We start from the raw sequence: 21429 nt of genomic DNA on the forward strand, positions 1-21429 counted from the left end.
CTGGAGCACCCTGTGCTGGACATCGAGAAGCAGACCGCCGAAGCCTGGACCGCGTACGGCGCGCACCACCGGGCACGTGGCACCGACGTACCGGAGGTCGGCCGTCTCGCGTGGGGCTACTGGCCGCACGCGGGCCCGGGCGAGGAGGTCCTCGGCGACCTCACCGGCCTGCGCGTCCTCGACATCGGCAGCGGCCTCGGCAGGTTCCCCGCCCACCTGGCGCGCCGTGGCTTCCAGATCGACGCGGTCGAGGCCTCGCCCACACAGCACGCGCGGGCCGTCGCACGGTACGCCGGGGAGCCGCCGGGCCTCCGTCTGATCCGCGAGGACGCCGTCGACCACCTCGGCCGGGCCGTGCCGTACGACGTCGTCTACTCCATCCACGGCATCCCGTACATCGACCCGCACCGGCTGCTGCCCGTCCTCTCCCGCGCGCTCCGGCGGGGCGGCAGGTTCGTGTTCTCCGGTCTGCACACGAACTCGGAAGGCGACGGTCCCTCCTCGACCGTCGCCGCCCGGCAGGAACTCCTGAGCCTGGCCGGGGCCGAGCCGGTACGCGTCGGCATGTGGGTGCTCACCCCCACGCTCTGGGAAGACCTCCTCGTCGAGCACGGACTCCTCGTCGACCGGATCGACGTCCTCACCGCGCCCGACGGAGACAGCCCGCTGTCCTGCACGCTCATCCGCGCCCACCGCCCCTGACGCCCCCGTCGCGCCGCCCTCTCCCGAAGGAGACCACCACCATGCCGACCAGCGGCACCTGGCTTCCGCCCGAGGAGTACGCCGAGACCCTGCCGAAGGCGACCGTCTTCGGTTCGGTGTTCTTCACCGACGAGCACGACCACCCCGTGCACCTGCGAGCCGTCTACACGGCGGCTCACCCCTGGCAGTGGCCCGGCGGGGCGACCGAGCGCGGAGAGCGCCCGTGGGAGACCGCCGTACGGGAGTGCGAGGAGGAGACCGGGCTGATCGTTCCAGGACCTCCACGGCTCCTGGCGGCGGTGTTCGGGCTGCCGGGGACCGAATGGCCCTATGCCACCGCCGGGTTCGTCTTCGACGGCGGCCGGCTCTCCGCCCGGCAGCTGACCGGCATCCGGCTCGCTCCGGACGAACACGACGAGGTCCGCGCACTGCCCCTGCCGGAGTGGCAGCCGCTCATGCCGTCCCAGGATTTCGCCCGGCTGACCGTCGTGATGAACGCACGGCGCACGGGCACGACGGCGTACTTCGGCTCTTGGGACTGGGAGCCCTAGCGTCTGTCGCGACCGTCCTGGTCGCGGTCCGCGACGTGGGGCCATGACCAGGGAGTTACTGCCGGAGTGCTCTACTGCCGTCAGGTGGCGCCGCATAGCAGCGGACGGCCACCTTCTGACCGGGGCTCCACTGCTGGTCGACCGTGGCGAGCAGCTGCCAGTCGAGGCGCTCGTACAGAGCTGCCGCCGCCGTGTCGGAAGCCACCACGTCGAGCACGGCATGCGCGCCCCGGTCCCGTGCGTCCGCGACCGCCCGCTCCATCAGCAGCGCACCGATCCTCTGCCCACGGGCGGACGGATCGACGAACAGCCGGTTGACCACGGCGGTCGCGTCGACGCTCACACCTGCCCGTGCACTCCACAGACCGGGTGCGGCGTCTCCGGCGCCGCTGCGGGACAGGCCGACGTGGCCGACGACGCGGCCGTCCCGTTCCGCCACCCAGGATCCGACGAGTGAGGGCGGCGTGAGCCATGTCCCGGGCTGGTCGGGCCAGTTCACCGGGTAGCCGTCCCGCTCATGGACCGCGGCCAGCATCCGCACACAGTCGCCGAGGTCGGGGTCGGTCCGCGGTCGGACCCTCGGGGGTGCGCCGGCACCGGACACGCGTTCGCTCGTCACTGCGGCATGGAAACACAGTCCCAGGCGCTTGGACAGCGGCTCCCGCGGCCGGGGGATCTCATGCCGCGTTCGGCGTGGCGGCCAGGCTCTGCTTGACGTACCGGGTGGTGTCGTCGGCGAGGATCTCGGTCAGCCCTGCCTCGATGCCGAGCAGCGCCTGGGCGGCGACCTCGGCGGGGTCGGTCTTCTGCTCGGCGGGGACAGCCGCCGCCATGTCGGTGTCCATGTAGGCGACGTGGAGCGCGGAGACGGTGATGCCACGCGGCGCCAGTTCCTCCCGGGCCGCGCCGGTCATCGCCCATGCCGCGGCCTTCGCCGCCGCGTAGGACCCGAGGCCGGCCGGATGGAGCCAGGACAGTACGGACAGGACGTTGAGCACGGAGCCGCCCCCGTTGCGCTCGAGGACCGGGGCGAAGGCCCGTGTCACGGCGAGCGGGCCGAAGAAGTTCGTCTCCATCTCCCGGCTCACCGCGTCCAGGTCGCCCGCGATCAGCGGTGTCGAGGTGGAGATGCCCGCGTTGTTCACGAGCAGCGTCGCGTCGGATGCGATGCCGGCGGCGGACCGGATCGACTCCGCGTCCGTCACGTCCAGCTGAAGCGGAACAGCACCCGGCAGGTCGACCGTCTCGGGACGGCGAGCTGCCGCGTACACCTTCGCGCCCCGCTGGAGGAGCTGCTCGGCCAGATGCCGGCCCAGCCCCCGGTTGGCTCCCGTGACCACGGCGACAGAGTCCTTGAGTTCCATGTCTGCACTCCTGGCGTTGTGGGTCGGGCGGCGGCCGACCCATCTTAGATGACGGCCACAATCTAAATCGGGTGTAGGGTAGATGTCAATCGACATCCAATAGGGAGGTGGCTGATGGGCCGCGTGTCGCAGGCGCAAGCCGAGGAGAACCGCAAGCGGGTCGTGGAGACCGCCTCCCGGATGTTCCGTGAGCAGGGAACACAGGTCAGCGTGGCCGACCTGATGAAGGCGGCCGGATTGACCCACGGCGGCTTCTACAAGCAGTTCGCCTCCAAGGAGGCGCTCGTCGACGAAGCCACCGCGCACGCCTTCGAGGAGCTCACACGCCGCCGCACCGCCGGGCTTGAGCAGCACGCCGGGCAGCGGGATGCCGCCCAGCGGGCACTGATCGACGTCTACCTCTCCCCGGCGCACCGCGACAACGCGGCGGAAGGCTGCCCGGCCGCCGCCCTCGCCACCGACATGGCGCGGGAACCCGGAGACCGCGAGGCGCACCACGTCTACAGCGAGGGCGTGGCCGACTTCGCCGACTGGCTCGCCACCGACGACGAGGACGGCATCACCCGCCTGTGCACGATGGTCGGCGCCCTCGTCCTGTCCCGCGCCACCGCCGGCTCTCCACTCTCGGAGGAGATCCTCACCACCGCGCACGCGGCGCTCACCGCACCGCACTGAGCAGTCCGGTGCGACCACACGGTTCTGCCTCGATCTGCGGCGCGCGAAGCGTGGCCGGCTCTGCGTGGACGGACGGACCGGCCGACTGCCGCGGGCGCTAGGGGGAGGCGTCCAGGACCAGGAGTCGGGACGCGTCCTGCTTGAGGTCGGAGACGACGGCGAGCAGACGGCCGTCGCCCTGGCGGGCTCCGCCGACCGCCGGAACGGACACCGCGCCGCCTGGGCGGGGTGTCACCCCCTCAACCCGCACGCCCCGCGCTCAGCGTGGCGTAGACGACGGTGTTGGCCTGGTAGCCGGTGCCCTTGGACCAGGTGCCTCCGCAGGTGATCAACCGCAGTTCCGGGCGGCCGGAGTCGCCGTAGACCTTGTCGTCGGGGAACCGGCCCTTCTCGTGCTCCTCGACCGCGTCGACCGTGAAGAGGGCGGTACGGCCGTCCCTGCGGTCGACCCTGATCTCGGCACCCTGCTTCAGAGCTCCGAGCTGATGGAAGACGGCGGGGCCCGCGGGGGTGTCCACGTGTCCTGCCACGACCGCCGTCCCGAGCGCGCCGGGCGTGGTCCCGTCGGCGTACCAGCCGGCGAAGGCGGGGGCCGTCGCGGGTGGAGGCTGCAGCGCCCCCTTCGCGTCCAGTTCCAGGCGCATCAGGAAGGCGTCGACCCTGATGGCCGGGATCCGGATCCGTACGGGATCCGAGGCGGGCAGCGGGTCGGGGGCGGGGCGGTCGGGGGCGCCGTGCTCGGCGGTCCGCTCGGCGGACTGCCGGGTCTGCGTCGTCGGGCGCGGGGGGTGGTCGTCGCGCATCGCGTCGGCGAGCAGCAGAGTTCCGGCGAGCGCCGCCCAGGCGACCATCCTGAACGGCGAGGTGGCGCGCGGCGGCGGGCCGGTGGTCGTCCTCCTGGAGTCTTTCCTCATGGTGGTGGTGCCTTCGTTCGGCGCCGGAACACCTCCGTCCCCGGGCCTCCTCGCGGTGCCGGGGGACGGAGGGAACGGTGCGGACACACGGTCGGCCGGGGCCCCACGATCGGGTCGCCCGGCGTACGGTCAGGCCGACGTCCTGCCGGCCGTGGCGCGCCGGCGCAGGACGACCGCCCCGCCCGCGACGGCACCGCCCAGCAGCAGCCAGCCGAGGCCGGACTCCGTCTCCTTGTCGGCCGAGCCTCCGAAGCCGGCGTCGACGGGACCGTTCGGACGGCCGGCGATCTGGTAGGTGGCGGTCACCTTCGTCCGCGGCGGGCACTTGAGGGTCACGGTGTCCGTGCCGGAGGCGGCGCCGTCCGGCACCTTGAACTCACCCACCAGGACACCCTTCCGTTCGCCCGGGAAGAGGTGGAACTGCCCGGCGAGCGCCGACTCGCCCTTGCCGTAGGTCTCCTGGCCACAGGCCGAGGTGCTGACGGTGACGGTGGTGCCCGGGGACACCTTCCCCGGGGTGATACGGACGTTCGCCGCCGCTTCACCGACGGCGGACTCCCCCTCGGCGGCTGAGGCCACGGGGGCGGACAGGGCGAGGGCGCCGATGATCAGCGCGAGCGCGGGGCCGGTACGTGCGAGACGCATGTTTTCTCCTTCGGCGGAGCAGTTCTCGGCCGGCGAGTCTGCGCGGCACCTGTGCTGTGCTCCGTGCACGAGGCAAGCGCCAGCCCCCGAGCACCGCAACGCGAGCGGCCTGCGCGGGTGTCCCCCGGTCGGCGGCTTGATCGTCATCTGTCGCCCCGTCACCGCAGGTCACGGCGGCGGACCCGGCGCGGCGAGAACGACAGCGTCGAGCGGGCGAACGGGCTAGCCGGCCCCCGGGCGGCGAGGTCGGACAACCCGACCCGGCCGACGTTCGGGGGAAGCGCTGCCCAGCCGGGTGATCAGCGGTGGCGGGCCGGAACACCCCCTCATAGCTTCGGCATATGACCAAACGACAGATCGCCTACCTGGCATGCACCGTGGCTCTTGTGGCCTCGGGGCTGGGAGCCGCCGCCCCGGCGGCCGAGAACCGTACCGTGCACCGGGTCAAGCCCGGCGAATCGATCCAGCAAGCAGTGGACGCCGCGAAGCCGGGGGACACCGTCGTCCTCGCCCCCGGCACCTACCGTGAGAGCGTCCGCATCACCACGTCGAACGTGACCCTGCGGGGCTCGACCGTCTTCCCCACCGTCCTCGTGCCCGACGCGGCCGCCACCGACGCGTGCGCCAAGGCCGGCCACGGCATCTGTGTGACGGGCACCGACGGCAACCCCGTCGAGGGCGTCACCGTACGCTCCCTGACCGTCCGGGGCTTCGCCAAGAACGGCCTGTGGGCGTCGCGGACCGACCGTCTGAAGATCCACCGGGTGACGGCCGAGAAGAACGGCAACTGGGGCATCGCGCAGGAGCGTTCCGTACGCAGCGTCCTGAGCCACAACATCGCCCGGGACAACGCCGACGCCGGTCTCTTCGTGTCCAACACCACCGACACGGAGGCGGGAGCCGTCGACGCCCAGGGGACGGTGATCACCCGCAACCGTGTGTCGGGCAACCGGATCGGCGTCACGGTGCGGCGCCTGCGGAACCTGACCGTCGACCGCAACGAGGCGACCGGGAACTGCGCCGCGGTGTTCGTGGTGGGCGACGAGTCCACCCCGCGCGCCGGGGCCATGAGCCTGCGCCGGAACTACATCCACTCCAACAACAAGCACTGTCCCAAGACCCCCCGGCTGCCCTTCCTGCAGGGCTCGGGAATCGTCCTCACCGGCGCCGAGGAGACGCTGGTGGCGGAGAACAGGATCGAGGACAACGTGGGCGCCTCGCCGCTGTCCGGCGGCATCGTGCTGTTCAAGAGCTTCGTCGGCGCCCTCAACGAACGCAACGAGATCCGCGACAACGTCGTACTCCGCAACGGCTCGGCCGACCTGGCCAACCGGGACACCGGCAAGGGCAACACCTTCAGCGGCAACACCTGTGAGGTCTCGGAGCCCGCGGGCATGTGCTGACGGTCGGCTCCGCTCCCCCACCCACGGCACCACAGCACAGACAAGGCGACAGATGACGACTGTTGATCCGGCTCCCCCGCCGCCCATGCGGCTGAGGGAGCTCGTATTCGGGGCGGCGTGCGCCGCCGCCGTACGCGCGGCCGCCCGTCTCGGTGTGGCGGACGCCATGGACGACACGCCCATGACCGTCGAGGACCTGGCGGCGGCGGTCAAGACCCAGCCGCGGACCCTGCGCCGGCTCCTGCGCGCACTGTCCTGCCAGGGCGTCTTCATGGAGCACCCCGACGGCACCTTCGCCCACACGGAGATGTCCCGGCTGCTGCGCGAGGACGATCCGCACAGCCTGCGGTACATCGCGCTGTGGTGCACCGAGCCGTGGACGTGGGACGTCTGGCCCAAGCTCGACGAGGCGGTCCGCTCCGGCCGTAACGTCTTCGAGGAGGTGTACGACAGGGAGTTCTTCAGCTATCTCAACGAAGAGGCGCCCGAGTCCGCGTACGTCTTCAACCGGGCCATGACGACGTCGAGCCGGCAGTCCGCGCAGGACGTGGCCGACCTGCTCGACCTGGAAGGGGCCGCCTCGGTCGCGGACATCGGCGGCGGTCAGGGACACGTCCTGGCGAGTCTGCTGGAACGGCACCCCACCCTGCACGGCACGCTGCTCGATCTGCCGGGTGTGGTGGAGAACGCCGATCGCCGTCTGCGGGACGCGAGCGCGCTGGGCTCCCGGGTCCGCGTCGTGGCCGGGGACTGCCGCGAGGACATCCCGGTCCAGGCGGACGTGTACATCATCAAGAACATCCTGGAGTGGGACGACGACAGCACCCGCAGGGCGCTGGCCAACGTCCGGAAGGCGGCGCGGCCCGGCGCGCGCGTCGTCGTGATCGAGAACCTCGTGGACGACACTCCCTCGATGCGGTTCACCACCGCCATGGACCTGCTGCTGCTCCTCAACGTCGGTGGTGCGAAGCACACCCGGCAGAGCATGGTCGACCGGCTGACGGACGCGGGGCTGGTCATCGACGAGATCCGCCCGGTCAACGCGTATCTCCACGCCTTCGAGTGCACCGTCCCCGCCTGACAGGAAGACAGAGAAACCCGAGGCCGCCCGCTCCGCGTCGTTCGCGGGGCGGGCGGCCTCGGGTTTCTCTGTCGTGCCTGCGCTCGGGAGTTCAGGAACGGGCGTCCGCCTCCCAGCGATAGAAGCACTGCGCCATGGCGTCCTTGGGGCTGCGCCACGTCGCCGGGTCGTACGCGCTGACGTATGCCGACAGTTTCTCGCTGGCGTCCCGGAACTCGGGGTGCCCCGCGAGCTTCGCGATGGCCGGCGCCGGGTCCTGCTCAGCCTCGATGAGGTGCAGGTACACGTCGCCGAACTGGAAGAGGCGACGGCGGGTGACGCCGACCAGGTGCGGGAGTTCGCCGCGGTCGGAGGCGGCGAACACGTCGGCGATCGCCGGCGCCGAACCGGGCGCCATGCGGGCGACGATCAGGGCGTGGTGCATCGGGCATCCTTCCTCATGTGGTTCCTCATGCGGGTGGGTGTGCGGGTCCGTCTGCGCGGTGCGCGGGTCCGGGTCCGCGGGGTCAGCGGGGCAGGACCGAGGCGCTCCGGCGGTCGCGGGCGACCTGCTCGATGCGGTCCCGGATGAGTGACATCTGGGTGCGCGAGTTGCGGTTGATGTTGTCCGTCATCCAGTCGTCGTCGACCGGAGCCTCGGGCTTCATCGCGAAGTCCTGCACCCAGCGCATGTGGACACCGGCCGGCGTCTCCTCGTACTCCCACCGGATGTCCATGTGGGCGAAGGGGCCGGTCTCGACGCGGCGGGCACGGACGGTCCGCTTCGGGCGGTCGACGGTGCGCTCCGACACCCAGCTCCAGACCTTCCCGTTCTCGTCCGGGTGCATGGTCAGGCGGAAGGTGGTGGAGTCGCCCTCCCGGGAGAGCACCTCGACGGAGGCGTACTCGCTGAAGAGGTTGGGCCAGTTCTCGATGTCGTTGGTGATGTCCCAGACGAGGTCGAGCGGAGCGTCGATGGTGATGCTGTTGTCGGTGTGTCCGGACACGTCAGACTCCCGTCTTGAGGGTGGTGTTGACCAGGTCGACGAACTCGGCGGGCGTCTTGCAGCGCTCCGCGTCGGTGGGCAGCGCCACGCTGTACCGGTTCTCCAGCTCGCCGACGATGCCGAGCAGGCCGAGCGAGTCGAGGCCGATGGTGTTGAAGGGCGCGTCCGGCGCCTTCGCGAGTTCCTTGGGGTCGACCGTGACTCCGGCGGCCTGCTTCATCAGCGTGGCGAGCTCGTCGAAGGTCAGTGCGGTGGTGATCATGTGCGTTCTCCTTCCCGCCCGGTCCTACCGGGCGGAGTCGCCGCCGCGGCGCACGACCAGCGCCGCGTTGGATCCCATGAGTCCCCTGCTGAGGACGAGGGCCGTGCGCAGCTCGGCGGGGCGAGCGCGGGACATCACCAGATCGAGGTCGTGGCAGATGTCGAACACGTTGGGGGTGGGAGGCACCAGGCCGTGTTCCATGGCGAGCACGGCGGCCGCGGTGTCGAGGACGGGCGCCCCGCAGTAGGCACGGCCGATCCCGGTCTTGGGCGCCGTGACGGGTACGCGGGCGGCGTGCGCTCCCAGGGCGTCGGCGATGGCCAGCGCTTCGGCGCGGTCCGCCTCCGGTACGCCGAGGGCGTCGGCGAACACGACGTCGATCTCCTCGGGGGCGCAGCCGGCCTCGTCGAGGGCGCCCCGGATCGCGCGTGCGAGCCCCTCGCGAGACTCCTCCCAGCGGGAGGCGCCGGTGAAGGTGGCGGCATGGCCGGCCACCACGGCCCGGACGGCCGCCCCCCGGTCACGGGCGCGGTCCTCGTCCTCCACGACGAGCATGGCGCCGCCCTCGGCCGGGACGAAGCCGCAGGCTCCGGCGGTGAAGGGCCGGTAGGCACGGTCCGGCTCCTCGACGGTGCTGAGCTCCGGGTAGCCGAGCTGGCACACCATCGAGTACGGGGCGAGGGGCGCCTCGGCGGCGCCGACGATCACCGCGCCCGTGCCGCGCCGTACGGCCCGGGCGGCGTGGGCGAGGGCGTCAAGGCCGCCGGCCTCGTCGCTCGCGACCACTCCGCAGGGGCCCTTGAAGCCGCTCCGGATGGAGATCTGGCCGGTGCTCGCCGCGTAGAACCAGGCGATGGACTGGTACGGGCCGACGAACTTGGATCCCTGGCCCCAGAGCTTCTGCAGCTCCCGCTGGCCGAACTCGCCGCCTCCGGACCCGGCCGCGGTGACGACGCCGATGGAGAAGGGCTCCTCCGGGTCGTCCCGGGCGAGGCCGGCGTCGTCGAGGGCCAGGGAGGCCGCCGCCATGGCGTAGTGGCTGAAGCGGTCGGTCTGGACGAGGAAGCGCTCCTCGATCAGGGACGAGGCGTCGAAGCCCCGTACCTCGCCCGCCACCTTCAGCGGCAGCTGTTCGCATCCCTCGCGGGTGATCCGGTCCAGGACGCCTAGGCCTTCCCGGACGGACTTCCAGTACGCGTCCGCGCGCTGTCCGTTGGGGGCGATCACACCGATCCCGGTGACGACCGCCCGCCGTGGGCGCTCAGTGCTCATCGTGACCTCCCACCCGGCCCGTTCAGCAGGACCGCGGACTGGAAGCCGCCGAATCCGCTGCCGACGGAGAGGACGTTCCTCAGCTTCCGCGGGCGTGCGGTGCGCGGCACGTAGTCCAGGTCGCACTCGGGGTCGGGGGTCTCGTAGTTCGCCGTCGGAGGGACCACCTGGTGCTGCAGCGCGAGGACGCAGGCGACGACCTCGATCGCGCCGATCGCACCGAGCGAGTGCCCCACCATGGACTTGATGGAGCTCATGGGCGTGTCGTAGGCGTGCGCGCCCAGGGAACGCTTCACGGCGGCGGTCTCGTGCCGGTCGTTCTGCCGGGTGCCCGAGCCGTGCGCGTTGACGTAGTCGATCAGCGTGGGGTCGAGCCGGGCCTGGTCGAGCGTGTTGTCGATCGCCCGGGCCATTTCGAGCCCTTCGCTGGTCAGACCGGTCATGTGGTAGGCGTTGCCGTAGGTGGCATAGCCGCTGATCTCGCAGTACACGTGCGCACCGCGGGCCCTGGCGTGCTCGTACTCCTCCAGGACGAGGACCGCCGCTCCCTCGCCCATCACGAACCCGTTGCGGTGGTCGTCGAAGGGACGGGAGGCGTGCTCGGGGTCGTCGTTGTCGGGTGACGTCGCCTTGATGGCGTCGAAGCAGGCCATGGTGATCGGTGATATCGGCGAGTCGGACGCCCCGGCGATGCAGACGTCCGCCCGGCCCTCCTCGATGGTGTGGAAGGCGTAGCCGACGGCGTCGAGGCCGGAGGTGCAGCCCGTGGAGACGGTCTGCACCGGGCCGCGGGCGCCGAACTGTTCGGCGACGACGGAGGCGAGCGTGCTCGGCGAGAACGCCAGGTGCAGCTTCGGATCGGCCGCGCGGTGGTCCACGTCCCACCGCCGGCCGCCCTCGCTGACGAGGACGTAGTCGTGTTCGAGCCGGGTGGTGCCGCCGACGGCGCTGCCCAGGGAGACGGCGACGCGCCAGGGGTCTTCCGTACCGGTGTCGAGGCCGGAGTCGCGTACGGCCTCCTCGGCGGCGACGACGGCGAACTGGATGTACCGGTCGGCGTGCTGGCTCAGCTCCGGGTCCAGGCCGTGCGCCATCGGGTCGAAGTCGCACTCGGCGGCTATGCGGGAGCGCAGGCCGGTCGGATCGAACAGGGTGATGCCGCGGGTCGCCGTACGGCCGTTGGCGAGGAGGTCCCAGAACGCCTTCGCTCCGGTGCCGCCCGGAGCGACCACACCGATACCGGTGACGGCCACTCGCCGGGTCACTCGATGGCCCCGCTTCGCTCGGACACCTGGGCCGGGTCGTGCACGGTCAGGTGCGGCCCCGCCGCGGCGAGCTCGCCTTCCTCGGTGACCTCCGTGTCGACGTGGCCGAGGCTGGGGCGCGGGGCGAGCGGGCCCAGGTGGAAGACCATGCGGGCCTCCACGTCGCCGACGTTGCGGAAGCGGTGCCGCATGTCGATCGGGATCAGGAGCCCCTGGTCGGTCGTGAGCCCGTACGTCTCGCCGTCCAGGTCCACTTCCAGAGCGCCCGAGACGACGTACACGAACTCCTCGGAGTACGGGTGGTAGTGCTCCCCGATGCGCTCGCCGGGCTGCACGATGGCCAGGCCCATGAAGCCGCTGGTGGAGCCGACGGTGGCCGGCGTGAGCATGGCCCGCAGGTCACCTCCGCGCCTGCGGTTGGGTTCCGTCTCGCTCAGGGTCACGATGCGTGGACGCTGCTTGAGCATGGTTGATACCTCCGAGTGTGGCAGTGACGTGCGGGGGACGGCCGTGGCCGGGGCCACGGCCGTACGTCAGGAGTCCGCCGAGCTGCGGTCGGTGACGGGCAGCATGTCGGCGTGCGACAGGAGCCGGTTGATGTTGCGGTCGGTGTCCAGGGAGCCCTCGACGCCGATGGCGGCGCCGTCGAGGAGACGTTCGAGGACGGCCGCCTTGCGGGGGCCCTTGAGGCCGAGGGAGGCGATGGGGTCGACGTCGAGGTCGCCGGTGATGTCGATGAGGCGCACCACGATGTCGTCGCGCTGGAAGACGGTGCTGCCCCACACGGGGCTCTTCGGGTCGTCCGCCGCGGCCTCGTCCTGCTGCGCCAGCAGGCGGGCCAGGTCCATCCCGCGGCCTTCCTTCGCCGGGTAGTACAGCGCGTGGCGCCGCAGGCCGTCGGGGGCCGGCCGCCCGGACACCACGTGGTGCACGGCCGGGAGGGCCGCCCGGGTGAAGAAGACCCGCGCCGACTCGGGGTCGGTCAGGTCCCGGTCCTGCTCCAGGTACGGGTTGATGGCCTCCTCGACCGCGCGGACCTCGGGCTGCCGGGCGACGTGGCGCAGGGCCGCGAGGAGGTCGCCCTCCACTTCCACGGCGCGCACGACGCGGTTGCCGTGCATGAAGAGGGAGGTGCGGCGCAGACGGGTGTTCTCGTCAACCTGGGCCTTGGGCGACTGGTACCCGGCCAGGAGTTCCGCGACCTTCGACTCGGATCCCGGCTTGACGGTGAAGGTGAGGGCGTGGCGTGCCACACCGTCGCCGACCCGGGCCGCGACCTGGTCGCGCGCGGACGCCGGCTCGTGCGTGAGCGGCTGTCGGGGGCCGGTCTCGCGGACGATGCTGTAGCGCATCGACCGGGTGTCCCGGACGCAGCTGTGCATCGGCCTGACGGTCTCGACATGCTCCTCGCTGTTCACCCAGGCGAGGAAGGGCGGAGCGCTCTCCCACTCGCTGGTGATGAGCCACTGCGAGGGGTTCTCGATGGACTGGCAGAGCTGGTCGCTGATGTGTCCGGGGACGGAGGCGACCTGCTTGCGCATGAGCTCGTACGCGTCCAGGAACTGCTGCTGGGCGCCTTCGTACAGGTCGAGGAGCAGAATCACCCGCAGCCTGGAGCCGTCGAAAGCCGACTGAGATATGCGTCCCGAGTTGCTCATCCGGCGCACCTCTTCTCTCTTCACGGAGGGTCGGGAGGGACCGCCGTGCCCGATGAAGGCGCCGGGGTCGTCATGTGCCGATCGTCGGTGGGCACTCCGATCGACGCGAGCCCCACGGGGCGGACGAGTGAACCCCGCGTCAATCGGGTGCTCCGAGCGCGCGCACCGGTCTTCGGAGGGCATGCATCTGCATCCCACCCCTGACTCGCGTCGCAGGTGACGCTGGAGGCATTCAATGAACCGATCCGAAGACGCCGGCGAGGTCGTTCACCGCACGCCCGTCCTCATCGTCGGCGGCTCTCTGGTGGGCTTGTCCACGTCGCTTTTCCTGGGGCGTCTCGGCGTGCCGCACATCCTCGTCGAGCGCCACGCGGCCACCTCGATCCACCCGCGGGGACGCGGCAACAACGTGCGCACGATGGAGCTCTTCCGGGGCGCAGGTGTGCAGCAGCGCATCCAGGAGGCCGCGTCCGTCCTGGGGCGGAACAACGGCATCCTGCAGACGCCGAGCCTGGTCGGCGATGCCGGCGAATGGCTGTTCAAGGAGATCGATCCGGGCGGCGGGCTCGCCCGCTTCAGTCCCGCCGGCTGGTGCCTGTGCAGCCAGAACGATCTCGAACCGGTGCTCCTGGAGACCGCCCGGCAGCTCGGCGGAGACCTGCGGTTCTCGTCGGAGCTGATGTCGTTCGAGCAGGACGCCGAGGGAGTGACCGCTCAGGTCAAGAGCCGCGAGACGGGTGAGCATGTCACCGTCCGGGCGGACTACCTCGTCGCGGCTGACGGCCCGCGCAGCCCGGTGCGCGAGCAGCTCGGCATCGGGCAGAGCGGCCCGGGCGATCTGTTCCACAACGTGAGCGTCATGTTCGTCTCGCGCGGCCTCGCCGACGTCGTGGGTGACCGGCGCTTCGTGGTGTGCTACTTGACGAATCCTGAGGCCGACGGGGCCCTGCTGCCCGTCGACAACCAGGAGCACTGGGTGTTCCACGCGCCCTGGCACCCCGAACTCGGGGAGACGCTGGAGGAGTTCACCGACCAGCGGTGCGCGGAGCACATCCGGCGGGCCGTGGGTGTGCCGGACCTCGATGTGGAGATCAAGGGCCGAGCCCCGTGGCACGCTGCGCAGAGGGTCGCCCAACGGTACGCGGACGGGCGGGTGTTCCTCGTCGGTGACGCCGCCCACGAGATGCCGCCCACCGGGGCGTTCGGCTCCAACACCGGCATCCAGGACGCGCACAACATCGCGTGGAAGCTGGCCGCCGTACTGGCCGGCTGGGCCGGTCCCGGTCTGCTCGCGTCGTACGACGAGGAGCGCCGGCCGGTGGCGGAGGCGACGAGCTCCCGCGCCTCGTCGCGCTCGGTCGAGCACAGCCACCCCGGGTACGCCCCCGAGCCGGGAGCCGGCGGCCCGGGCGGAAGGAAGGGCGGGATCCTCAACGTGGCGCTGGGCTACCGCTATCCGCGGGGGGCGGTGCGGGGTGCCGACCTGACGGTGCCGGTCGTGCCCGACTCCCTGCGGCTGACGGGCGAGCCCGGGAGCAGGGCTCCGCACATGTGGCTGCATCGCGCCGGTGAGCGGGTCTCCACCCTCGACCTGTACGAGCGGACCCTGGTGCTCCTGAGTTCCGGAAGCAACGGGGCGTGGCACACGGCTGCGGCTCGCGTGGCGGAGAAGCTGTCGCTGCCCCTCGTCTCGTACCGGATCGGCGACGGGCCCGAGGCGGAGCTGTCCCCCGAGAGCCTGGACTGGGCGGAGGTCCACGGTGTCACGACGGACGGCGCGGTGCTCGTCCGCCCGGACGGGTTCGTCGCATGGCGCTCCGACGGGGCGGCGTCCGATCCCGAGGCGGCGTTGCGCGAGGTCGTCACGGCGATCCTCGACCACGGCTGACCGTTCCCGTGGCGCGTCACCGGCCGGCGCTCTCCGGGGCGCCGGCCGGTGACGTCCTGCTCCCGCTCCATCAGCCCTTGTTCACCAGCTGTTTGAGGGCGATGTTGAGCTTAAGGACGTTGACGCGCGGCTCGCCGATGAAGCCGAGGATCCGGCCGTCGGTGTGGTCGGTGACCAGCTTGTCGACCTGGGCGACGGTGAGGCCGTTCTTCTCCGCGACCCGGTGGACCTGGAGTTTTGCGTACTCCGGGGAGATGTGCGGGTCGAGGCCGGAGCCGGAGGAGGTGACGGCCTCGGCGGGCACGTCCTCGGGCCTCACCTTGTGGTCGGCGGTGGAGTTGTCCTCGACCACGGCAGCCTTGGCGTCCTGCACCCACTGGATCAGGTCCTCGTTGTCGCCCGAGCGGTTCGTGGCGCCGGAGAGGATGATCGAGTACTGGGTGTTGACGCTGTTGGTGCCCAGGCCGTTGGAGGGACGCGGCTGGAACCACTTCAGGTCCGGCGCGGCCGTCTCCTCCCCGTCCTCGAGGGGCAGGTTGTAGGTCTGGCCGATGAGTTCGGAGCCGACGACCTTGCCCTCGCTCTTGATCTCGGACCCGTTGGCCTTGTGGTGGAACGCCACCTGGGCGATGCCTGTGACGGCCAGCGGGTAGAGCACGCCCGTCACCAGGGTCAGGACGAGCAGGGCACGGAGTCCGGCCCGGAGCAGCCGCCCTGCGTTTCCTACGGAGTTGTTCATGATCAGCACGCCTTCGGATTAACGCAGCCCGGGGATGAGGGAGATGAGGAGGTCGATGATCTTGATGCCGACGAACGGCGCGATCAGGCCGCCGAGGCCGTAGATGCCCAAGTTCCGGCGGAGCATCGTGGCGGCGCTGGTCGGCCGGTACCGCACGCCCTTGAGCGCGAGCGGGACGAGCGCGACGATGATCAGCGCGTTGAAGATGACAGCGGAGAGGATCGCGGACTCGGGCGAGGCCAGGCCCATGATGTTGAGCCTGTCCAGCGACGGGTAGGCCACCGCGAACATCGCGGGGATGATCGCGAAGTACTTCGCGACGTCGTTGGCGATCGAGAACGTGGTGAGCGCGCCGCGGGTGATGAGGAGCTGCTTGCCGATCTCGACGATCTCGATGAGCTTCGTCGGGTCGGAGTCCAGGTCCACCATGTTCCCGGCCTCCTTGGCGGCCGAGGTACCGGTGTTCATGGCCACGCCGACATCGGCCTGGGCGAGCGCCGGGGCGTCGTTGGTGCCGTCGCCGGTCATCGCCACGAGTTTGCCGCCGGCCTGCTCGCGCTTGATGAGCGCCATCTTGTCCTCGGGGGTGGCCTCGGCGAGGAAGTCGTCGACGCCCGCCTCCTCGGCGATGGCCTTCGCGGTCAGCGGGTTGTCGCCCGTGATCATGACCGTCTTGATGCCCATGCGGCGGAGCTCGTCGAACCGCTCCCGCATGCCCTCCTTGACTACGTCCTTCAGGTGGATGACACCCAGGACGCGCGCGCCCCTACCGTCCTCCACGGCCACCAGCAGCGGCGTGCCGCCGGCCTGCGAGATCCGGTCGGTGAGCGCCTGCGCGTCCGCCGAGACGCTCCCGCCCCGCTCCTTCACCCATGCCACGACCGAACCGGTCGCGCCCTTGCGGACCTTGCGTCCGGCCCCGTTCTCGACGAGGTCGACGCCGGACATCCGGGTCTGGGCGGTGAACGCGATCCACTCGGCGTGGGACAGCTCCCCCTGGTGGCGCTCGCGCAGGCCGTACCTCGCCTTGGCGAGGACCACGACGGAGCGGCCCTCGGGCGTCTCGTCGGCCAGCGAGGAGAGCTGGGCGGCGTCGGCGAGCTCGGCCTCGGTGGTGCCCTTGACCGGGACGAACTCCGACGCCTGCCGGTTGCCCAGCGTGATGGTGCCGGTCTTGTCCAGGAGCAGCGTGGAGACGTCACCGGCGGCCTCGACGGCACGACCCGACATCGCGAGCACGTTGCGCTGCACGAGCCGGTCCATGCCGGCGATGCCGATCGCGGACAGCAGCGCGCCGATCGTCGTCGGTATGAGGCAGACGAGGAGCGCGGTCAGGACGATCATCGAGGTCTGCTTGTCGGCGCCCGCGTAGACGGCGAAGGGCTTCAGGGTGACGACGGCGAGCAGGAAGACGATCGTGAGGGACGCCAGCAGGATGTTGAGGGCGATCTCGTTCGGGGTCTTCTGCCGGGAAGCGCCCTCGACCAGGTTGATCATCCGGTCGATGAAGGTCTCGCCGGGCTTCGTCGTGATCTTGACGACGATCCGGTCGGACAGCACCTTCGTACCGCCGGTGACGGCCGAGCGGTCACCGCCGGACTCACGGATCACCGGAGCCGACTCACCCGTGACCGCCGACTCGTCGACGCTCGCGACACCCTCGACGACGTCGCCGTCGCCGGGGATGACGTCGCCGGCCTCGCAGACGACCAGGTCACCGATCTTCAGCTCGGTGCCCGGCACCCGCTCCTCGTTCGTGCCGGCGAGGCGGCGGGCGACGGTGTCGGTCTTGGCCTTGCGCAGGGTGTCGGCCTGCGCCTTGCCGCGGCCCTCGGCCACAGCCTCCGCCAGGTTGGCGAAGATCGTGGTCAGCCACAGCCAGGCGGTGATCGCCCAGCCGAACCAGTCCCCCGGGTTCTTGATCGCCAGGACGGTGGTGACCACCGAGCCGACCAGCACCACGAACATCACGGGCGACTTGATCATCACGCGCGGGTCGAGCTTCTTGATCGCGTCCGGGAAGGACGTGACCAACTGCTTGGGGTCGAACAGACCCCCGCCGACACGCCCGGCCGGCTCGTGTCCGGCGGACAGGTCGCCGTGCGGCGCCTGGGCCGGAGAGGCTGTGGTGGACACGCCGCCCTCTTGCTTCTTCACGTCGATGTTCATGCCGCGAGCCCTTCGGCGAGCGGTCCCAGCGCAAGGGCCGGGAAGTAGGTGAGACCGGTGATGATCATGATGGTGCCGACGAGCAGACCGGTGAACAGCGGCTTCTCGGTCCGCAGGGTGCCCGCGGTCTCCGGGACGGGCTTCTGCTCGGCGAGCGAGCCCGCGAGCGCCAGGACGAACACCATCGGCAGGAACCTGCCGAGCAGCATCGCAATGCCGATCGTCGAGTTGAACCACGGGGTGTCGGCGTTCAGGCCGGCGAACGCGGAGCCGTTGTTGTTGGCGCCGGAGGTGAAGGCGTAGAGGATCTCGGAGAAGCCGTGCGCCCCGGAGTTCGTCATGGAGTTCGCCGGAGTGTCCAGGGCGAACGAGGCCGCCGTGAAGCACAGCACCAGCGCCGGGGTGACGAGGATGTAGCAGGCCGCGAACGTGATCTCGCGGGTGCCGATCTTCTTGCCCAGGTACTCGGGGGTGCGGCCGACCATCAGACCGGCGATGAACACCGCGATGATCGCCATGATCAGCATGCCGTACAGGCCGGAGCCGACACCGCCGGGGGCGATCTCGCCGAGCTGCATGCCCAGCATGGTGATACCGCCGCCGAAGCCGGTGTAGGAGGAGTGGAAGGAATTGACGGCGCCGGTGGAGGTCAGCGTGGTGGCCACGGCGAAGATCGACGAGCCCCCGATCCCGAACCGGGTCTCCTTGCCCTCCATCGCACCGCCCGCGAGGTCGAACGCGGGGCCGTTGTGGGCGAACTCGGTCCACATCATCAGCGCGGTGAAACCGAGCCAGATCGTGGCCATCGCCGCCAGGATCGCGTAACCCTGCTTGATCGAGCCGACCATGCGGCCGAAGGTGCGGGTCAGCGCGAACGGGATGACGAGGATCAGGAAGATCTCGAAGAGATTGGAGAGCCCGTCGGGGTTCTCGAAGGGGTGCGCCGAGTTGGCGTTGAAGTAACCGCCGCCGTTCGTGCCCAGCTCCTTGATGACCTCCTGCGAGGCGACCGCGCCGCCGTTCCACTGCTGCGAGCCGCCCATGAACTGGCCGACCTCGTGGATGCCGGAGAAGTTCTGGATCGCGCCGCAGGCGACCAGGACGAGCGCGCCGACGACGGAGATCGGCAGCAGGATGCGCACGACGCCCCGGACCAGGTCGGCCCAGAAGTTGCCCAGCTCACCCGTACGCGATCTGGCGAAGCCGCGCACGAGGGCGACCGCGACCGCGATGCCCACGGCCGCCGAGACGAAATTCTGCACCGCCAGACCGCCGGTCTGCACGACGTGGCCCATGGCCTGCTCGCCGTAGTACGACTGCCAGTTCGTGTTCGCCACGAACGAGGCGGCCGTGTTGAACGCCTGGTCCGGGTCGATCGAGGCGAACCCGAGCGAACCGGGGAGCGACCCCTGCACCCGCTGGAGCAGGTAGAGGAAGACGACACCCACCGCGGAGAAGGCGAGGACGCCGCGCAGGTAGGCGGGCCAGCGCATGGCCGTGTTCGGGTCGGCGCCGATGCCCTTGTAGATCCACTTCTCCACCCGCAGGTGCTTGTCGGAGGAGTAGACGCGGGCCATGTGGTCACCCAGCGGCCGGTAGGCCAGGCCGAGAGCGACCACCAGGGCGAGGAGCTGGAGCACACCAGCGAGGACGGGACTCATATCCGTGCTCAGAACCTCTCCGGCTTGACGAGGGCGAGGACGAGATAGACCAGCAGGGCGACGGCCACGATCAGACCGACGATGCTCTCGGCAGTCACAGCTTGGCCACCCCCTTGGCGATGAGAGCCACCAGCGCGAAGATCGCGATCGTGGTGACGACGAAGGCCATGTCGGCCATCGTGGGCTCCTGGATGAAGAACGGATTCTCGGACGTGATGAGGAAACCGCCTTTCAGCCAGGTCATGGCGTCCGTTAACGGCTCCCATACGGGCCGCAGCGGGCTCTTTACGCGTCCTGTACGGAGCTATGGCGGGGGTCACGCGACCTGGGCGCGCGGGGTCCGACCAGGCTCGGCCGCCGGGAGCGGACGCCCGGAACGCTCGCGGTGAGGACGCGGACTACGCCGCCGGGGCGGTCGGCAGCGTGGCCGCGGCTCGCCGCCGCCGCATAGTGAGTCCGTAAAGTGCCGGGCCGGATCTCCGTTCCCCGTCCTAGCGTTCGCTCCATGGCACTCCCCTTCGTACCGTCGGAGAACCACTCGCCCCGTGCCGTACGCGACACGGGCCGGCCCTCGGACCTGCGGGCCGCCGTCGGGCTCGCGGTGATGCTGCTCGGCATGTCCCTCACCGTCGAGGCCGGGAACCACAGCCTGAGCCCCGTCCACGCACTGCTGTGGTGCGGGCTCTCCGCCCTGGTGTTCGTGATCCTTCTGCCGCCGCGGGTGGAGGGCGCACCGGGGCGGCTGACCGTCCGCGGCCTGACGTGCCGGCGTACCGTGCACACCGACCGTCTGACCTCCGTCGACTGGTCCCGCGGTGTCGCCCAGCGACTGATCCTGTGCGACACCGCGGGCGGTCGCGCCGAGGTCGATCCGCGCGTCTTCGTCGCCAACCCGCCCCTGTGGCACCTCCTGCAAGCGGACGCCCGAACCTCCCGTGCCCGCGGCACCCTGGTCCGCGGCGGCGCCGAACTGGAGCGGCTGGCCCGATGCCTCGACCGGGAGACGGCCCGTGCGGTGTTCCGGATCTCCGGCCTGGACGAGGGCCGGCCCGACGAGCGGTAGGACATCGCCTTGCTGCCCTGGCATCCGTTCGGCGATGCTGTGTCCATGCCAGGGCGGCGGAAGCGGAAGCGGCACCGGGGCGGGACGGAGCGGTTCGCACCGGCCTCCGGGCACTGGAGCGTGCTCTTCGAGACCCAGGACGAGTCGGAGTGGCGCGCCCACGTCCAACGGCTCCGGGCGTCGGACACGCGGATCGACTGGAGCGCTGTGCGGATCGACACGTTCTGCGGGCGCCTGGAGCAGCCGACGACCTACCGGTTGAGCCTCTTCGTACCTAACACCTAGAGGGCACCGTTCAGGCGCGCCTTCAGGGACTGAGGTGCGGTGTCGGCGTGGGGCCTGCTATCGGGCGTCCGACGGCAGACGCCGTGCGCCACGGCGATGCAGGGTGTCCAGGTCGGCCTGGAGGGGGCTGGGTGGCACCGCGAGGACGGGGCAGGGGGCGTGGGCCACGCAGTACCGGACCACCGAAGGCCGTAGGGCCCGCAGCAGCGGGCCGCGCGAGCCGGTACCGACGACGAGCAGGTCACCGGAGTCGCGGACCGCGTCCACCAGCGCGACACCGGGCGTGCTCCGCACGGTCTGCCCGACCGGCGTCACCCCCGTCCGCAGCCGCGGACGGCCTTCCTCGAAGGCGCCGAGGACCTCGCGCAACAGCTCGGCCGCCGCGTTCCGGCAGTCGGCGAGTACGGCGGGACCGCAGGCGGTCCGGCTGCCCGGGCCGCCGCCGGGCGGCTGCCAGGCCAGGACGACCAGCAGCTCCGCGCCCCGCGTCCGGGCCTGCGCCGCGGCCTCGTGCAGGACCGTCAGACTCCCCAGGGACCCGTTGGTCCCGACCACGACTCGTCCTCGCACCGTCTCCCGCCTTCCTGATTCGCTGTCCCTCAAGGGAAGGGCCACCGGAAGGCGCGGGGCGTAGCTGCTGACGGTCTTCTGACGCCGGGGACGACATCTCTGGCGGGCTTCTGACGCGATGCCCCCGTCGGCCGTCAGTGACGTGTACGGAACCGGTCGTTCGGCGTCAAGACGGCGTCAGAGCGCTGCTCCGACGGTACGGCGCCGGGGATAGCTTCGGTGGCGCCCCGGACCGCCCCACGGCGACCGGGTCCCACCAACCGTTCGCGGCTCCCC

The 21429-nt window shown here is 70.9% G+C and carries 24 protein-coding genes; 7 read left to right on the forward strand and 17 right to left on the reverse strand.

Features of this window, described 5'->3' with window-relative positions:
• Positions 1 to 12: 12 nt before the first annotated feature.
• Positions 13 to 702, forward strand: a complete 690-nt coding sequence (locus ACFY8U_RS00700; protein WP_389563822.1) for a class I SAM-dependent methyltransferase — start codon at positions 13 to 15, stop codon at positions 700 to 702.
• A gap of 41 nt (positions 703 to 743) precedes the next feature.
• The gene (locus ACFY8U_RS00705; protein WP_389563825.1) at positions 744 to 1253 is read left to right on the forward strand and encodes an NUDIX domain-containing protein; all 510 of its coding nucleotides are present in this window, start codon (positions 744 to 746) and stop codon (positions 1251 to 1253) included.
• Between the two features lie 55 nt (positions 1254 to 1308).
• Here the strand turns inward: ACFY8U_RS00705 and ACFY8U_RS00710 are convergent, their stop codons facing one another.
• The gene (locus tag ACFY8U_RS00710; RefSeq protein ID WP_389566071.1) at positions 1309 to 1788 is read right to left on the reverse strand and encodes a GNAT family N-acetyltransferase; all 480 of its coding nucleotides are present in this window, start codon (positions 1786 to 1788) and stop codon (positions 1309 to 1311) included.
• A 142-nt stretch (positions 1789 to 1930) separates the two neighbouring features.
• Positions 1931 to 2617 carry an SDR family oxidoreductase gene (locus tag ACFY8U_RS00715; protein ID WP_389563827.1) on the reverse strand — a complete coding sequence of 229 codons (687 nt, stop codon included), beginning with the start codon at positions 2615 to 2617 and terminating at the stop codon, positions 1931 to 1933.
• Between the two features lie 114 nt (positions 2618 to 2731).
• Here ACFY8U_RS00715 and ACFY8U_RS00720 point away from each other — a divergent pair, with 114 nt between their 5' ends.
• On the forward strand, positions 2732 to 3292 hold the full coding sequence (locus ACFY8U_RS00720) for a TetR/AcrR family transcriptional regulator (protein WP_389563829.1): 561 nt from the start codon (positions 2732 to 2734) through the stop codon (positions 3290 to 3292).
• A gap of 239 nt (positions 3293 to 3531) precedes the next feature.
• Here the strand turns inward: ACFY8U_RS00720 and ACFY8U_RS00725 are convergent, their stop codons facing one another.
• Both ACFY8U_RS00725 and ACFY8U_RS00730 read right to left on the reverse strand, forming a co-directional pair.
• Positions 3532 to 4206: a class F sortase gene (locus tag ACFY8U_RS00725; RefSeq protein WP_389563832.1), complete on the reverse strand. Its 675-nt coding sequence runs from the start codon at positions 4204 to 4206 to the stop codon at positions 3532 to 3534.
• A gap of 129 nt (positions 4207 to 4335) precedes the next feature.
• On the reverse strand, positions 4336 to 4851 hold the full coding sequence (locus ACFY8U_RS00730) for a sortase (RefSeq protein WP_389563835.1): 516 nt from the start codon (positions 4849 to 4851) through the stop codon (positions 4336 to 4338).
• 341 nt (positions 4852 to 5192) lie between these two features.
• Between ACFY8U_RS00730 and ACFY8U_RS00735 the strand changes: the two genes are divergently transcribed.
• The gene (locus ACFY8U_RS00735) at positions 5193 to 6254 is read left to right on the forward strand and encodes a nitrous oxide reductase family maturation protein NosD (protein ID WP_389563838.1); all 1062 of its coding nucleotides are present in this window, start codon (positions 5193 to 5195) and stop codon (positions 6252 to 6254) included.
• Positions 6255 to 6306: 52 nt separating this feature from the next.
• Complete coding sequence (locus ACFY8U_RS00740) at positions 6307 to 7335, forward strand: methyltransferase (protein WP_389563840.1); 1029 nt, start codon at positions 6307 to 6309, stop codon at positions 7333 to 7335.
• A gap of 91 nt (positions 7336 to 7426) precedes the next feature.
• Here ACFY8U_RS00740 and ACFY8U_RS00745 read toward each other — a convergent pair whose 3' ends face one another.
• The 7 genes from ACFY8U_RS00745 to ACFY8U_RS00775 all read right to left on the reverse strand — a co-directional run bounded on the left by ACFY8U_RS00745 (position 7427) and on the right by ACFY8U_RS00775 (position 12778).
• On the reverse strand, positions 7427 to 7759 hold the full coding sequence (locus ACFY8U_RS00745; RefSeq protein WP_389563843.1) for a TcmI family type II polyketide cyclase: 333 nt from the start codon (positions 7757 to 7759) through the stop codon (positions 7427 to 7429).
• A gap of 82 nt (positions 7760 to 7841) precedes the next feature.
• A complete protein-coding gene (locus tag ACFY8U_RS00750) occupies positions 7842 to 8321 on the reverse strand; it encodes an SRPBCC family protein (protein ID WP_389563845.1) in 480 nt (159 codons plus the stop codon).
• 1 nt (position 8322) lies between these two features.
• Entirely contained in the window at positions 8323 to 8583 is a 261-nt protein-coding gene (locus ACFY8U_RS00755) for an acyl carrier protein (protein WP_361608814.1), read from the reverse strand.
• Between the two features lie 24 nt (positions 8584 to 8607).
• Positions 8608 to 9855, reverse strand: coding sequence for a ketosynthase chain-length factor (locus ACFY8U_RS00760; RefSeq protein ID WP_389563848.1), 1248 nt, complete (start codon positions 9853 to 9855; stop codon positions 8608 to 8610).
• Positions 9852 to 11120: a beta-ketoacyl-[acyl-carrier-protein] synthase family protein gene (locus ACFY8U_RS00765; protein WP_389563850.1), complete on the reverse strand. Its 1269-nt coding sequence runs from the start codon at positions 11118 to 11120 to the stop codon at positions 9852 to 9854. The genes ACFY8U_RS00760 and ACFY8U_RS00765 overlap by 4 nt, the downstream gene beginning before the upstream one ends.
• Positions 11117 to 11587, reverse strand: coding sequence for a cupin domain-containing protein (locus tag ACFY8U_RS00770; RefSeq protein ID WP_361608810.1), 471 nt, complete (start codon positions 11585 to 11587; stop codon positions 11117 to 11119). Before ACFY8U_RS00770 ends, ACFY8U_RS00765 begins: the two co-directional genes overlap by 4 nt.
• Before the next feature lie 66 nt (positions 11588 to 11653).
• Complete coding sequence (locus ACFY8U_RS00775) at positions 11654 to 12778, reverse strand: SchA/CurD-like domain-containing protein (RefSeq protein ID WP_389563853.1); 1125 nt, start codon at positions 12776 to 12778, stop codon at positions 11654 to 11656.
• 235 nt (positions 12779 to 13013) lie between these two features.
• On the opposite strand from ACFY8U_RS00775, the gene ACFY8U_RS00780 reads away from it, so the two are divergent.
• Entirely contained in the window at positions 13014 to 14666 is a 1653-nt protein-coding gene (locus ACFY8U_RS00780; protein ID WP_389563856.1) for an FAD-dependent oxidoreductase, read from the forward strand.
• 70 nt (positions 14667 to 14736) lie between these two features.
• Here the strand turns inward: ACFY8U_RS00780 and ACFY8U_RS00785 are convergent, their stop codons facing one another.
• The 5 genes from ACFY8U_RS00785 to ACFY8U_RS00805 are packed head-to-tail and all read right to left on the reverse strand — an operon-like array spanning position 14737 to position 19479.
• Positions 14737 to 15405: a potassium-transporting ATPase subunit C gene (locus ACFY8U_RS00785; protein WP_389563859.1), complete on the reverse strand. Its 669-nt coding sequence runs from the start codon at positions 15403 to 15405 to the stop codon at positions 14737 to 14739.
• An 18-nt stretch (positions 15406 to 15423) separates the two neighbouring features.
• Positions 15424 to 17574, reverse strand: a complete 2151-nt coding sequence (gene kdpB, locus ACFY8U_RS00790; RefSeq protein ID WP_389563862.1) for a potassium-transporting ATPase subunit KdpB — start codon at positions 17572 to 17574, stop codon at positions 15424 to 15426.
• Positions 17571 to 19235 (reverse strand): potassium-transporting ATPase subunit KdpA, encoded by a 1665-nt coding sequence (gene kdpA / locus ACFY8U_RS00795; protein WP_389563864.1) that lies wholly within the window; start codon positions 19233 to 19235, stop codon positions 17571 to 17573. Before kdpA ends, kdpB begins: the two co-directional genes overlap by 4 nt.
• An 8-nt stretch (positions 19236 to 19243) precedes the next feature.
• Complete coding sequence (kdpF, locus tag ACFY8U_RS00800; RefSeq protein ID WP_361608798.1) at positions 19244 to 19333, reverse strand: K(+)-transporting ATPase subunit F; 90 nt, start codon at positions 19331 to 19333, stop codon at positions 19244 to 19246.
• Positions 19330 to 19479: a hypothetical protein gene (locus ACFY8U_RS00805; protein ID WP_389563868.1), complete on the reverse strand. Its 150-nt coding sequence runs from the start codon at positions 19477 to 19479 to the stop codon at positions 19330 to 19332. The genes kdpF and ACFY8U_RS00805 overlap by 4 nt, the downstream gene beginning before the upstream one ends.
• 261 nt (positions 19480 to 19740) lie before the next feature.
• On the opposite strand from ACFY8U_RS00805, the gene ACFY8U_RS00810 reads away from it, so the two are divergent.
• Positions 19741 to 20298 (forward strand): hypothetical protein, encoded by a 558-nt coding sequence (locus ACFY8U_RS00810; protein ID WP_389563870.1) that lies wholly within the window; start codon positions 19741 to 19743, stop codon positions 20296 to 20298.
• Between the two features lie 342 nt (positions 20299 to 20640).
• Here ACFY8U_RS00810 and ACFY8U_RS00815 read toward each other — a convergent pair whose 3' ends face one another.
• A complete protein-coding gene (locus ACFY8U_RS00815) occupies positions 20641 to 21138 on the reverse strand; it encodes a universal stress protein (RefSeq protein WP_389563872.1) in 498 nt (165 codons plus the stop codon).
• Positions 21139 to 21429: the final 291 nt, after the last annotated feature.

The sequence above is a fragment of the Streptomyces sp. NPDC012508 genome (genome assembly GCF_042902595.1).
Taxonomy (GTDB): domain Bacteria; phylum Actinomycetota; class Actinomycetes; order Streptomycetales; family Streptomycetaceae; genus Streptomyces.